Genomic DNA, 14015 nt, shown 5'->3' with positions numbered 1-14015 from the left:
CGGGACGCACCATGGATTTCTCCAAATTCTTCATAGACCGCCCGATCTTCGCGGTCGTGCTCTCCATCATCCTGTTCGCCGTGGGCCTGGTTGCGATTCCGCAGCTGCCCGTGGGCGAGTATCCCGAGGTCGTGCCGCCCAGCGTGGTGGTGCGCGCCACCTATCCGGGCGCCAATCCCAAGGAGATCGCCGAGTCGGTGGCCGTGCCGCTGGAGGAGGCGATCAATGGCGTCGAAGGCCTGATCTACCTGAAGTCGGTCGCGGCCTCGGACGGCAGCCTGCAGGTGGTGGCCACCTTCCGCGCCGACGTGGACCCCGACACGGCAGCCGTGCGCGTGCAAAACCGCGTGAGCCAGGCGCAGAGCCGCCTTCCCGAGGAAGTGCGCCAGTACGGCGTGACCACGCAAAAGCGCTCGTCCACGCCGCTGATGTATGCGGGCCTGACCTCCAGCGACGGCAACCATGATGCGCTGTACCTGCGCAACCATGCCACGCTCAAGATCAAGGACGAGCTGGCGCGCATCCCCGGCATCGGCGAGGTGGCGCTGTACGGCGCAGGCGACTATGCGATGCGCGTCTGGCTGGACCCCAGCAAGGTGGCCGCACGACAGCTCACCGCCGCCGAGGTGATCGCCGCCATCCGCGAGCAGAACGTGCAGGTATCGGCCGGCCAGCTGGGCGCCGAGCCCAGCCCCAAGGGCTCGGACAAGCTGCTGTCCATCAATGTGCGCGGCCGCCTGAAGACGGCCGAGGAGTTCGGCTCCATCGTGCTCAAGGGAGGTGCCGACGGCCAGGTCGTGCGCCTGTCCGACGTGGCGCGCATCGAACTGGGCGCCAGCGACTACAGCATGCGCTCGCTCAGCGACACGCGGCAGATGGCGGCCGTGGGCATCTTCCTGTCGCCGGGCGCCAATGCGCTGGGCGTGGCGCGGGAGGTCTACGCCACCATGGAGCGCCTGTCCAGGGATCTGCCCGAAGGCGTGAACTTCGAGACCGTCTGGGACCCCACGGTCTTCGTGCGCGACTCCATCAAGGCGGTGCAGAGCACGCTGATCGAGGCGGTGATCCTCGTGGTGCTGGTGGTCATCGTCTTCCTGCAGACCTGGCGCGCTTCCATCATTCCGCTGCTGGCCGTGCCCGTGTCCATCGTCGGAACCTTCGCGGGGCTGTACCTGCTGGGCTACTCCATCAACACGCTGACCCTGTTCGGCCTGGTGCTGGCCATCGGCATCGTGGTGGACGATGCCATCGTCGTGGTGGAGAACGTGGAGCGCTACATCGAGGAGGGCCACACGCCCCTGGAGGCGGCGCACCTGGCGATGAAGGAGGTCTCGGGCCCCATCATCGCCATCGCCCTGGTGCTGTGCGCGGTCTTCGTGCCCATGGCCTTCCTCAGCGGCGTGACGGGCCAGTTCTACAAGCAGTTCGCCGTGACGATCGCCATCTCCACGGTGATCTCGGCCATCAACTCGCTGACGCTGTCGCCTGCACTGGCGGCCAAGCTGCTGCAGCCGCGCGGCGCGCCGCGCGATCTGCTGTCGCGCGGGCTGGACCGCAGCCTGGGCTGGTTCTTCCGGCCCTTCAACCGCTTCTTCGACCGCAGCGCGCACGGCTACCAGAACTCCGTGGGGCAGTCGCTGCGCCGCCGCGGCCTGGTGTTTGCGGTCTACGCGGCGCTGCTGGCGGGCACGGCCGTGCTGTTCCAGGCCGTGCCGGGCGGCTTCATCCCGCTGCAGGACAAGCTGTACCTGTTCGGCGGCGCCAAGCTGCCCGAGGGCGCCTCGCTGGGCCGCACCTCCGAGGTGACGCGCCAGATCGTGGAGCTGGCCCACAGCGTGGAGGGCGTGGACAAAGTCGCTGCCTTCGCGGGCTTCAATGCGCTGCAGACCACGACCACGCCCAACCTGACCAGCTCCTACATCATGCTCAAGCCCTTCGGCGAGCGCACGCGCAGCGCCGAGGAGATCAATGCCGAGCTGGGCGCCAAGTTCGCGCAGATCGAGGGCGGCTTCGCCTACGCGCTGATGCCGCCGCCCATCCAGGGCCTGGGCAACGGCTCGGGCTACTCGCTGTTCCTGCAGGATCGAGCGGGCCTGGGCTACGCGGCGCTGCAGCAGGCACTGCAGGCCTTCCAGGCCGAGATCGCCAAAACGCCGGGCATGACCTATCCGGTCAGCAGCTACCAGTCCAACATCCCGCAGCTCGAAGTCAAGGTGGACCGCACCAAGGCCAAGGCGCAGGGTGTGGCGCTGACCGACCTGTTCCAGACGCTGCAGGCCTACCTCGGCTCGGTCTACGTCAACGACTTCAACGCCTTCGGCCGCGTCTGGCGCGTGATGCTGCAGGCCGATGCCGACCACCGCCAGACCGTGGAGGACATCGCGCGGCTGCGCACGCGCAATGCGCGCGGCGAGATGGTGCCCATTGGCTCCATGGTCACCGTGGTGCCCAGCTTCGGGCCCGACCCGGTGCTGCGCTACAACGGCTTCCCGGCGGCCGACCTGATCGGCGACTCCGACCCGCGCGTGCTGTCCTCGGGCGAGGTGCTGACCAAGCTCCAGGAGATCGCGCAGCGCACGCTGCCGCGCGGCATCGAGCTGGCCTGGACCGACCTCAGCTACCAGCAGGTGGAGCAGAGCAACGCGGCGGCCGTGGTCTTCGCCATCGCCGTGATGCTGGTCTTCCTGGTGCTGGCCGCGCTCTACGAGAGCTGGACGCTGCCGCTGGCCGTCATCCTCATCGTGCCCGTGTGCATCTGCGCGGCGCTGTTCGGCGTCTGGCTGGCCGGCGGCGACAACAACGTCTTCGTACAGGTGGGGCTGGTGGTGCTGATGGGGCTGGCCTGCAAGAACGCCATCCTGATCGTGGAGTTCGCGCGCGAGCTGGAGCTGCGCGGCGTGGGCATCGTCGATGCCGCGCTGCAGGCCTGCCGCCTGCGGCTGCGGCCCATCGTCATGACCTCCATCGCCTTCATCGCCGGTGCCGTGCCCCTGCTCATCGGCGGCGGCGCGGGCAGCGAGGTGCGCGCGGCCACGGGGGTGACGGTGTTCTCCGGAATGCTGGGCGTGACCCTGTTCGGCCTGTTCCTCACGCCGGTGTTCTACGTCACGCTGCGCCGGCTCTCGGGCCGGGCGCTGACGGGGCATGCGCCTGCACATGCCGCGCCTGCCTCCCCACCCTCCGACAAAGCCGCACCCCTGGAGCCCCACCATGTCTGAAATCCGCAAATCCCTGAGCCGACACGCGCTGGCGCTGGCGTCTGCCGGGCTTGTGGCCGGCTGCGCGGTCGGCCCCGACTTCAAGGCGCCTGCGGCGCCGCAGGCCGGAGCACAGTTCGCGCGGGCCGAGCCTGCACCGGCCACCTCGCAGGCCGAGCCCGATGCCGCCTTCTGGCGCCAGTTCCAGGACCCGCAGCTGACGCGGCTGGTGGAGCAGGCGCTGGGCGGCAACCAGGACCTGCAGGTGGCGCTGGCACGGCTGGACGGCGCCCAGGCGCTGCTGAGCGAAAGCCGCTTCGACCAGTTCCCCACGGTCACGATGTCGGGCCAGGCCACGCAGCAAAAGCGCAGCGAGAGCGAGGCCTTCTACGGGCCGCGCAGCCAGCGCAGCTACACGGCCGGGCTGTCGGCCAGCTGGGAGATCGACGTGTTCGGCCGCGTGCGGCGCAACATCGAGGCGCGGCGTGCCGACCTGCGCGCCGACGCGGCCGATCTCGCGGCGCTGCAGGTGGCCATCGCGGCCCAGGTCGCGGGCAGCTATGCCGACCTGCGCGGCTGGCAGCAGCGCCTGGCCCTGGCCCAGGCCAACGCGGCCAACCAGCAGGACACGCTGCGCCTGGTGCAGCTGCGCCTCACACACGGCAGCGGCACCGAGTTCGACCTGGCGCGCGCCCAGGCCCAGCTGGAGGCCACGCGCTCGCGCATCCCGGCACTGCAGGCGCAGATCGCCATGGCCCAGCACCGGCTGGCCGTGCTCACGGGCCAGGTGCCCGAGGCGCTGATCGCCGCGCTGGATGTGCCTGCCGCCTTGCCGCAGCTGCCGCCGGCCATCGACCCCGGCACGCCGGCCGGCCTGCTGCGCCGCCGTCCGGACGTGGCCGTGGCCGAGGCTCGGCTGCATGCGGCCACGGCGCGCATCGGCGTGGCCACGGCCGACCTGTTCCCGCGCCTGTCGCTGGGCGGGCTGCTGGGCAGCACGGCGCTGCATGGCGGCGCGCTGTTCGAGGGCGGCAGCGCCACCAGCAGCGTGTTCCTGGGCGTGGACTGGTCCTTCCTCGACGTGGGCCGCGTGCGTGCGCGCATCGCGGCCAGCGAGGCCGGCGCCCAGGCCGCGCTGGCCCAGTACCAGCAGACCGTGCTGCTGGCGCTGGAGGACGCCGAGAACGCCCTGGTGCGCCTGCAGCGCACGCGCACCGAGGATGCCCACCTGGCCCAGGCCGCCGAGCAGCGCCAGCGCGCAGAACAGCTGGCGCTGCGCCGCTACCACCTGGGCAGCGTGGGCCTGTACGAAGTGCTGGATGCGCAGCGCGACCTCTACGCGGCCCAGGACGCCGCCGCCGACAGCCGCGCACGCGGCCTGCGCGCTGCCGTGGCGCTGTACCAGGCCCTGGCCGGTGGCTGGGACGGGAAGCTGCCGCCAGCCTGAGCGTGCGGCGCGCATTGCCACAAGGGACGGCCAGGCGCCGTCCCTTTTTTGCTTGTGCGGTCCCCCGGTGAAAACCACGAGGACCAGGGGCTTGCCTCATTTTTTTCTTATCGGATAATTTTCTCATTGGAAAAAAATGGAGCGATGGATGATGGAAAGCCAGGTTCTGGATTTCGCCGTGATCGGTGCCGGCATGGCCGGCGCCTCCGTGGCCTGGCGGCTGGCCGGTGCGGGCACCTCGGTGCTGGTGCTCGAGCGTGAGCCGCAGCCCGGATACCACGCCACGGGCCGCTCGGCCGCCATGTTCATGGAAAGCTACGGCACCGCGCAGATACGCGCGCTGACACGCGCCAGCCGCGCCTTCTACAGTGCGCCGCCCGAAGGTTTTTGCGAGCACGCGCTGCTGCAGCCGCGCAGCGTGCTCTACATAGGCACGGCCGGCCAGGAGCCCCTACTCGACGATGCCCTGGCCATGTACCGCCGCGACGGCCTGCGCGCCGAGCGCATCGACGCGCGCCAGGCCTGCACCCTCGTGCCCTGCCTGGACGAGAGCCAGCTGGTGGGTGCCGTGCATGACCTGGACGCCATGGACATCGACGTGGCCGAACTGCACCAGGGCTTTCTGCGCGGCATGGCGCGTGCCGGTGTGCGGCTGCGCTGCGGCGCCGAACTGTCCGGCGCCGAGCGCGAGGTGGATGGTGGTGGCCAGGGCCTGTGGACCCTGGTGCTGCAGGACGGGTCGCAGGTCCGTGCCCGCGCCGTGGTCAATGCCGCAGGCGCCTGGGCCGATGCCGTGGCCCGGCTGTGCGGCGCGCAGCCGCTGGGCATCGAGCCCCGGCGCCGCTCGGCCTTCACCTTTGCCGCACCCGAGGGCGAGGACATCCACGGCTGGCCTGCCGTGATCGGCGTGGATGAGAGCTTCTACTTCAAGCCTGATGCGGGCCAGCTGCTGGGCTCGCCCGCCAATGCCGATCCCGTGCCGCCGCATGACGTGGTGGCCGAGGAACTGGACGTGGCCATGGGCATAGACCGCATCGAGACACTGACCCGCCTGCGCATACGCCGGCCGCGCCATGTCTGGGCCGGGCTGCGCAGCTTTGCGCCCGACGACGACTTCGTGATCGGCTGGGACGCGCGCCGTGAAGGATTCTTCTGGCTGGCAGGGCAGGGCGGCTACGGCATACAGACGGCCGCCGGCGCCTCGGCCGCCGCTGCCGCGCTGCTGATGCGCGAGCCGCTGCCCGCCGAGCTGCGGGCCCAGGGCGTCGATGCCCGGCGGCTGAGCCCGGAGCGCTTCGCGGCCTGAGACGCCTGCCTTTTCGCTTTTTCAGCCCCCGCAACACACAACAATCCAAGGAGACAGGCATGGGTGCATTCAAGGAAGTGAGCAGGATTGCCGGCGCCTTCGTCGGCGTCATCGTCGGGGCGGGCTTCGCCTCGGGGCAGGAGATACTGCAGTTCTTCGCGGGCTTTGGCGCCATCGGCCTGGCGGGCTGCCTGGTGGCGGCCCTGGCCTTCGTCTTTCTGTCCATGGCGTTCTCCACCATGGGCCAGCGCCTGCAGGCCGGCTCGCACAAGGAGGTGGTGCAGGCCCTGCTGGGCCGGCATGTGGGCATGGTGTTCGATGTGCTGATCACCTTCTTCCTCTTCGCCATCACGGTGGTCATGCTGGCGGGCGCAGGCTCGCTGCTGCACCAGTGGCTGGGCCTGCCCGAGGTCTGGGGCAGCGTGCTGGCCACCGTGGCCACGGTGCTCATCGTCTGCCTGGACGTGGGCCGGGTGATCGCCTTCATCGGCGCGGTCACGCCGCTGCTGGTGTTCATGACCGTGGTGGTCGCAGGCTACGTGCTGGTGACGCCCCAGGGCGAGCCGGCCGCGCTGGAGGCCGCCACCGCCGCCCAGCCCCGGGGTGCGGGGCACTGGCTGGTGGCCGCGCTGCTCTATGTCTCCTACAACGTGGTGGCGGGCATGCCCTTCCTGGTGATCATGGGCGGCCAGGCCAGCTCGCGCCGCGTGGCGCTGTGGGGCGGCGTGGCCGGCGGGCTGCTGCTGGGCCTGCTGATGCTGCTGATCGCGGCCGCCATGGTCTGGCGCATGGACACGCTGGGCGGTCTGTCCATGCCCATGCTGGCGCTGGCCACGCAGATCTCGCCCTGGCTGGGGCACCTGATGTCGCTGGTCATCTTCGGCATGATCCTCAACACCGCCGTGGGCATGCTCTATGCCTTCGTGGCCCGCATCCTGCCGGCCGGCACGCCGCGTTTTCGCTGGGGCACGGGCGTGGCGGGCGTGGTGGCACTGGGCGGCAGCTTCGCGGGTTTCATCACGCTGGTGGGCATGGTGTACCCGGTCTATGGCTACATCGGCTTCGCGCTCATGGCCTGCGCGCTGGCAGGCTGGCTGCGCATGGGCCGCGGGCCGGCGCCCCAGGCCGATCTGCGCGGCACCTGAGGGGGCGGGCCTGACCCTAGAATCGGGCGGTCGCCAGCCCCGATCGCCCGCTTCATGCCCAGCCCCCGTCCTCGCACCAGTCCCGCCCCTGGTCCCGGCCCCAGCCCTCGTTCCAGTCCGCTTCCCACGGCAGACCAGGTCCTTGCCGCCGTGCTGCCGGGCGCCCGCACGGCCGCCGCCCTGCCCGCAGGCAAGCACGAAGTGGGGGCCAAGCTGCGCAAGGCCCGCAAGGAGCGCGGCCTGACGCTGCAGCAGGTGGCCGAAAGCAGCGGCCTGGCCGTGTCCACCATCTCCAAGGCCGAGCGCGGCCAGATCGCGCTGAGCTACGAGAAGGTGCTCATGCTGGGCAATGCGCTGGACATCGACATGACACGGCTGTTCATGGTCGGAGACGCCCAGCAGGCGGCCGGCGACACGCCCACCGTGGTCAAGGACCGTTTCGAGGACGTGCAGCGCTACGAGACCGACCAGTACCTCTACAGCGTGCTGTGCGGCGCCTTCCCGGGCAAGAAGATGCAGCCCCTGGTGGCCGTGATCAATGCGCGCGAGGCCGGGGAATTCTCGGAGACTATCCGCCATGCGGGCCAGGAGTTCGTGATGGTGCTCTCGGGCCGGGTGCGCATCCTGTTCGAGAACGGCGAATCGGTGGAACTGGGCCGCCATGAGGCCGCGTATTTCGACAGCGGCGTGGGCCATGTGTATGTGAGCCTGAGCCGCCAGCCGGCTCAAGTCGTCTCTGTCTGCAGCTGAAATGGTTAGCACCCCCTGAGCGGCTGCGCCGCTTCCCCCGTGTGCACGGCGCCCTCTCTCGCTACGCGGGAGGGGGACGACACCCTCGGTGCGGGGCGGCGCGGCCGGCATAGGCCCTTCCTCGGTGTCTCTGGCGTGGGGGTGCGCTAGTTTCATAGGTCGCGCCTTTTGTTTGGGGCGCAGGCCGTTTTTCTGGGGGAATCCTCGTGCCCGGCACGGCCGCCCCGGAATTCCTACAATCGCTGCCCATGAGCCTGCCCCAGTACACCCGCGCCAAAGAGCTTCCCGCCATCCTTGCCAAGCGCCTCGTCATTCTTGACGGCGCCATGGGCACCATGATCCAGCGCTTCAAGCTGGGAGAGGCCCAGTACCGGGGCCAGGGCTACACGGGCCCGGGCAGCGTGGGCGACCGCTTCAAGGACTTCCCGCATGACGTCAAGGGCAACAACGAGCTGCTGTCGCTCACCCGCCCCGACGTGATCCGCGACATCCATGAGAAGTACCTGGCCGCCGGCGCCGACCTGATCGAGACCAACACCTTCGGCGCGACCACGATTGCGCAGGACGACTACCACATGGCCGATCTGGCGCGCGAGATGAATCTCGAGAGCGCCCGGCTGGCCCGCGCGGCCTGTGACAAGTACAGCACGCCCGGCCATCCGCGCTACGTGGCCGGCGCCCTGGGTCCCACGCCCAAGACGGCCAGCATCAGCCCCGACGTGAACGATCCGGGCGCGCGCAACGTGAATTTCGAGCAGCTGCGCCAGGCCTACCTGGAGCAGACGCTGGCGCTGATCGAGGGCGGCGCCGACGTCATCCTGGTCGAGACCATCTTCGACACGCTCAACGCCAAGGCCGCGCTGTTCGCGGTGGACGAGGCCTTCGAGCAAAGCGGCGAATGCCTGCCCATCATGATCAGCGGCACGGTGACCGATGCCTCGGGCCGCATCCTGTCCGGGCAGACGGTGACGGCCTTCTGGCACAGCGTGCGCCATGCCAACCCGCTGTCCATCGGCCTGAACTGCGCGCTGGGCGCGGCGCTGATGCGCCCCTACGTCCAGGAACTGAACAAGGCCGCGCCCGAGACCTTCATCAGCTGCTACCCCAACGCCGGCCTGCCCAATCCCATGAGCGACACGGGCTTTGACGAAACGCCCGAAGTCACCAGCCGCCTGGTGCATGAGTTCGCGGCCGAAGGCCTGGTCAACATCGTGGGCGGCTGCTGCGGCACCACGCCGGACCACATCGGCGCCATCGCCAAGGCCGTGGGCAGCACGCCCACGCGCCGCCTGTTCTACTCGGAATCGGCCTGATCGCGCGGGCGGAGCCTCTGACATGAGTTCGCCGCTGCCGCCCGTTCCGTCTCCAGCCGCAGGGCTGCCGCAGCCCGTGGCGGCGCCTGTGCCCGGCCCGGCCGCTGGTGCGCCGGTGGCGCCGGCTTCACCCGCGTCATCCGCCTCACCCTCCGTTCCCGTCACGCCGCCAGCGGCCACGGCCGTGCGCTGGTCGCCCGAGATGCTGCAAAGCCTGCGCCTGCAGGCCTTTGAGCAATTGGTGGCCCAGCTGGCGCGCCAGGTGCAGGCCAGCCCCGGCGCGCCTGCGCCGCAGTGGCCGGCCAGCGGTGTGTCCGAGGCGCTGGGCCGGCTGCTGCAGGCCCTGCTGGCCCAGGTGGGCACCCAGCAGGGCCAGGCCCTGCAATTGCTGGCGGCCCAGCCGGGCTCGGCGGCATTGCTCCAGGCGCTGGCGGCAGGCACGACGGCGCCTGGCGGGCAGGATCCCCGGAGCGCTCCATCGGCCCAGGCCGGACCGCCCATCCCGTCTGCATCGACAACGCCTGCGGCCTCCATGCCGCCCGCCGCTGCCGCAGTGACGCTGGCCGTGGCGGCTGCCAAGGGCAAGGTGATGGATGCGCTGCTGGCCGGATCCGGGCTGGCGCCGCAGGCCGGGGCGCGCCCAGCAGGGGGCATTGCAGGCGGCGCTGCCGGGGGGGCCACACAGACCCTGCCCGCCCTGCAAAGCTGGTGGGTGCAGCAGGGCACGTTGCTGACGCCGCAGGGCGAGCGCGGCTTCACGCTGAGCCTGCAGGTGCCCCAGGCCTGGGCCCAGGCGCAGGGCGCGGCCATGGCGCTGGCGGCCGCATCGGCTTGCGCGCCGGGTGCGGCCCCTTTCACGGCGGCGGCCCTGCCTGCGGGCGCTGCGCTGCCCTTGGCGGGCGCGCAGGCCACGGAGCCGGGCCTGCGCCTGCCGCTGGATGCATCGCTGCAATCGCTGGCCTCGGGGCCGGTGGCCGTGGTGGTGCAGCCGCGTGGCGCCGATGCGCTGCGCACCAGCGCCCTGCTGCTGCTGGAGCTGCAGCCGCTGCGCCAGCCCGGTGGCGCCATGGCATCGCCGGCCGGGCTGGCCTCGGTGGCGTCGCTGTCGCCCGCGTTCGCGCAGGAGGTGCAGCAGATGCTGCAGCAGCGCAACGATCCCTGGCTGCACATGGCGGCGGCCCAGGCTTCGGGCGCCCTGCCGCGCGAGCGCCGGGCCTTCGAGCACCAGTCGCATTTCTGTACCACCGAAGGCTGCCAGTACGAGGGCCGCGCGCCCTGTGCCCAGCCCTTTTGCAGCGAGATGAACCGGCTCTGGGACGTGTCGCGCACCGAGCGCAGCCGCTGAGACCGGCCTTGCGAAACTGACCGGGCCTGACGGTGGCGTGGTCATCGCCGGCCCCTGCTTTCATAATGCCGCCTGTTGCCCGCCACCTGCGCGGTTGACGTCTTTGGCCGGGATGTTTGACGAATGTGCAGCGATCATGCTGCGATCTGCATCCTGGCTGCCTCCAAGTCGCGGCTGGCCACCAGCCCGCCGCGCACCTTTCCAGCCACCCCCGTTGTGGCAGCCCCCGTCGCCGTTCGCGCATGCCCCCGGGCCGCGCCGGTGTTGTGCCATCTTTCATTTCAGGAACCCGTTCAGGATGCGTTGTACCTCCCGCTTGACCCTTGCCTCTCTCGCCATCGCTGCCGCCCTGCCGGTGGCCGCCCAGTCATCTGGCGCCGGCTCCAACGTCACCATCAGTGGCTATCTGGACGCGGGTGTGTTCCGGGATTTCGACAAGACCAGCAAGCTGGGAACGATTCAGCGCAGCAACCTGGCCATTGCCGGCTTCGAGGACCTGGGCGGCGGCCTGAAGGCCACCTTCCGCCTGAGCACGCGCTTCGACCTGGACACGGGCCTGACCGAGGACTATCCGAAGAAGCCCTTCTGGCATGACGAGTCCACCGTGGGCCTGCAGGGCAACTGGGGCCACCTGCGCCTGGGCCGCGCGCTCAGCGCCATGTGGAGCCAGGAATGGCAGTTCGATCCCTGGGGCAACTTCAACCGCATCGCCTCGCCGGCCTGGCACATGGCCCACTACCTGACGCCCACCGACCGCGCCAGCAACAACGGCTCGCCCGAATACGGCCGCATGTCCAACGGCGTGTTCTACGACTCGCCCAAGTTCGGCGGCTTTTCCCTGCACCTGAGCGCCTCGCCCGAACGCACCCAGGCGCCCGGCCGCCAGGGCCGTGCGCGCTCGGTATCGGTCAACTACGACCAGGGCGCGGTGGCGGCCATGGTGGCGCACGAGCGCAACGGCAGCGGCGACACCGACCTGTACATGGGCGGCAAATACCGCATCGGCACGGCAGCGGTGATGCTGGCCTATGACCGCAGCAAGTCGGGCACGCCCGGCACGGGGCCCGACAAGTCGCGCATGGTGTCGCTGGGCGCCACCTACGGCATGGGCGCGACCACGCTCAAGGCCAGCTATGCGCGCCAGCGCCTGGACCGAGACACCAACAACATGCTGTCGCTGGGCGCCGAGTACGCGCTGTCCAAGCGCACCATGCTCTACACCAGCCTGGGCCATCAGCGCTACGAGAACCAGAGCTCGCGCACGGCCTTCGGCGTGGGCATGGCCCATTCGTTCTGATCAATGCGCTTCCCAGCGGCCTGACTGGGCTGCGCTGGTGATCCTGGCCAGGTCTGGAGCCGGCATGGGCTGAGGGGTGGCGGGCAGGGCGGTGAGTTCCATGCCGCGCTCCAGCTTGAAGACGCTCACGGCCTGCTGCAGGCCGTAGGCCTGTTCCTGCAGGGACTGTGCTGCTGCGGCGGCTTGCTCGACCAGGGCCGCGTTCTGCTGGGTGACCTGGTCCATCTGGGAGATGGCCTGGTTGATCTGCTCCAGGCCCGCCGTCTGCTCCACGCTGGCAGCGGTGATCTCTCCCATGATGTCGGTCACGTTGCGCACGCTGCTGACGATGTTCTGCATGGTCTGGCCGGCCTGCGCCACCAGGGCCGATCCGGTGCTGACCTTGCCGTTGGAGTCCTCGATGAGGAGCTTGATCTCCTTGGCTGCATCGGCGCAGCGTCGCGCCAGTGCGCGCACCTCGGCCGCCACCACGGCAAAGCCCCGGCCCTGCTCGCCCGCGCGCGCCGCCTCGACGGCGGCGTTGAGCGCGAGGATGTTGGTCTGGAAGGCGATGGCGTCGATCACGCCGATGATGTCGGCGATCTTGCGCGAGGAGGCATGGATGGCGTCCATGGTGTCCACCACCTGGGACACCACCTCGCCGCCTTGCTGGGCGACGGTCGAGGCCGAGGCTGCCAGCTGGTTGGCCTGGCGCGCGTTGTCGGTGTTCTGGCGCACGGTGACGGTGAGCTGCTCCATGGAGGCGGCCGTCTCCTGCAAAGAGCTGGCCTGGTGCTCGGTGCGCAGCGACAGGTCGTTGTTGCCCGAGGCGATCTGGCTGGAGGCCGTGGCGATCGAGTCCGTGCCGTTGCGCACCTGCCTGACGATGTGGATGAGGCTCTGGTCCATGCGGTGCAGCGCGTGCAGCAGCTGGCCTGTTTCGTCGGTGGTGGTGGCCTGGATGCGGCGCGTCAGGTCGCCTTCGGCCACGGCCTGGGCCACGCCCACGGCCTCGATCAGCGGCCGCGCCACGATGCGCGCCAGCGCCAGCGCCAGCGCCAGTCCCAGCGCGATGCTGGCGGCCAGCAGCCCCACCACCCAGGCGCGCGCGCTGCGGTACAGATCATTGGCGTGCCTGTTGGCCTCCTGGCCGGCATCGTGGTCGATCTGCACCATGCGGTCGATCTGGTCGTACAGGCGCCGGCTCAGCTCCAGCGATTCACCCTGCGCCAGCACCAAGGCTTCGTCCTTTCGGCCGTTGCGTGCCAGGGTCATGATCATGGCGTGCTCCCTGGCATATGCGCTGCGCAGCCGGCCCAGCTCGTCGTAGGACGCCCTTTCCTGCTCGGTTTGGATGAAGCTGGCGTAGTTGTCGTAGTTCGTCTGGATCTTGCTCCACAGGTCGCTCATGATGGCGTCGAAGGCCTTGATATCCTGGTCGCTGGTGGAGATCAGGTACTGAAGCTCGTTGGCGCGGTAGCGCGCCGTGGTGGCGCGGATGGTGAGCAGCATGCGCGACGAGGGCATCCAGCGTGTGGCGATGTCGACGGACGCCTGGTTGATCTGGCTGAGCCGCATCACGGCATACAGGCCCACGAAGGTGGTCAGCGCCAGCACGGCCAGGAAGGCCAGCAGCAGCTTGGAGGAGATCTTGAGGTTGCGAAAGGCTTGCATGGCGAAGTTCTGAAGTCGTATCCCTTGAACGGCAAGGGAGCAAAAAAAGGCGTGCAGCAGGGCACACCTGGCCTGCGGTGCAGAGCAAGGTGGAAAGGGATCAACGAAGGCAATGACGAGGGCCGGCGCGTGCGCTCAGGGGGGGAACCAGCCCGAGGTCCGGCAGATGCGGCCCTTGATGCGGGGTCTCATGGCGCAGGCCCTTCCAGGGCGGCAGGACTGCGGCTGGCCATGCGCGGGCCTGATGCAGGGCAGGGGCGGTGGATGCGGAAGATGCCGAGCCGTCCGCCTACACCTTTTGGCGCCCGGACGCCAGCTGCGGCCCGGTGCTTGGCGGCGGCTGCCGCCTTCTGCGCCCAGGTGCTGCGGATGGGTGTCCTAGGGATTTCGGACAGGAAAGAATTGGCTATGTGCATCTGTGGTGGGGATTATTTCCGCACCGCCAGATGATGAGAATGCTTCCTATCTGATTTTCGATAGGACGTGTCCTAAAAGCGGTTTGCGGGCGCGCGACACGGCCGTCCGCACCGTCTTCGCACCGTCTTCGCACCGGCTTTCGCTC

At 69.7% G+C, this 14015-nt stretch carries 9 protein-coding genes; 8 read left to right on the top strand and 1 reads right to left on the bottom strand.

What is annotated here, in order from left to right; translation table 11 throughout:
* The first annotated feature begins 11 nt into the window (after window positions 1-11).
* The 8 genes from HFGMBDPB_RS13200 (at window position 12) to HFGMBDPB_RS13165 (ending at window position 11800) form a co-directional block, all read left to right on the top strand.
* Window positions 12-3218, top strand: coding sequence for an efflux RND transporter permease subunit (locus HFGMBDPB_RS13200; RefSeq protein ID WP_212645547.1), 3207 nt, complete (start codon window positions 12-14; stop codon window positions 3216-3218).
* Complete coding sequence (locus HFGMBDPB_RS13195) at window positions 3211-4644, top strand: efflux transporter outer membrane subunit (RefSeq protein ID WP_212645546.1); 1434 nt, start codon at window positions 3211-3213, stop codon at window positions 4642-4644. Before HFGMBDPB_RS13200 ends, HFGMBDPB_RS13195 begins: the two co-directional genes overlap by 8 nt.
* A 151-nt stretch (window positions 4645-4795) precedes the next feature.
* Window positions 4796-5950: an NAD(P)/FAD-dependent oxidoreductase gene (locus tag HFGMBDPB_RS13190; protein ID WP_283248045.1), complete on the top strand. Its 1155-nt coding sequence runs from the start codon at window positions 4796-4798 to the stop codon at window positions 5948-5950.
* A 59-nt stretch (window positions 5951-6009) separates the two neighbouring features.
* The gene (locus HFGMBDPB_RS13185) at window positions 6010-7095 is read left to right on the top strand and encodes a YkvI family membrane protein (protein WP_016447397.1); all 1086 of its coding nucleotides are present in this window, start codon (window positions 6010-6012) and stop codon (window positions 7093-7095) included.
* A 54-nt stretch (window positions 7096-7149) separates the two neighbouring features.
* Window positions 7150-7845 (top strand): helix-turn-helix domain-containing protein, encoded by a 696-nt coding sequence (locus HFGMBDPB_RS13180; RefSeq protein ID WP_016447398.1) that lies wholly within the window; start codon window positions 7150-7152, stop codon window positions 7843-7845.
* 248 nt (window positions 7846-8093) lie between these two features.
* The gene (locus HFGMBDPB_RS13175) at window positions 8094-9158 is read left to right on the top strand and encodes a homocysteine S-methyltransferase family protein (RefSeq protein WP_212645545.1); all 1065 of its coding nucleotides are present in this window, start codon (window positions 8094-8096) and stop codon (window positions 9156-9158) included.
* 22 nt (window positions 9159-9180) lie between these two features.
* Window positions 9181-10503, top strand: coding sequence for a hypothetical protein (locus HFGMBDPB_RS13170; RefSeq protein WP_016452208.1), 1323 nt, complete (start codon window positions 9181-9183; stop codon window positions 10501-10503).
* 298 nt (window positions 10504-10801) lie between these two features.
* Window positions 10802-11800 carry a porin gene (locus tag HFGMBDPB_RS13165; protein ID WP_026062702.1) on the top strand — a complete coding sequence of 333 codons (999 nt, stop codon included), beginning with the start codon at window positions 10802-10804 and terminating at the stop codon, window positions 11798-11800.
* Here the strand turns inward: HFGMBDPB_RS13165 and HFGMBDPB_RS13160 are convergent, their stop codons facing one another.
* The gene (locus HFGMBDPB_RS13160; RefSeq protein WP_034365601.1) at window positions 11801-13453 is read right to left on the bottom strand and encodes a methyl-accepting chemotaxis protein; all 1653 of its coding nucleotides are present in this window, start codon (window positions 13451-13453) and stop codon (window positions 11801-11803) included. It abuts the gene before it with no gap.
* Window positions 13454-14015: the final 562 nt, after the last annotated feature.

The sequence above is a fragment of the Delftia sp. PE138 genome (genome assembly GCF_018320755.1).
GTDB classification, from domain to species: domain Bacteria; phylum Pseudomonadota; class Gammaproteobacteria; order Burkholderiales; family Burkholderiaceae_C; genus Comamonas; species Comamonas tsuruhatensis.
This window is presented reverse-complemented; position numbering and strand designations above follow the sequence as displayed.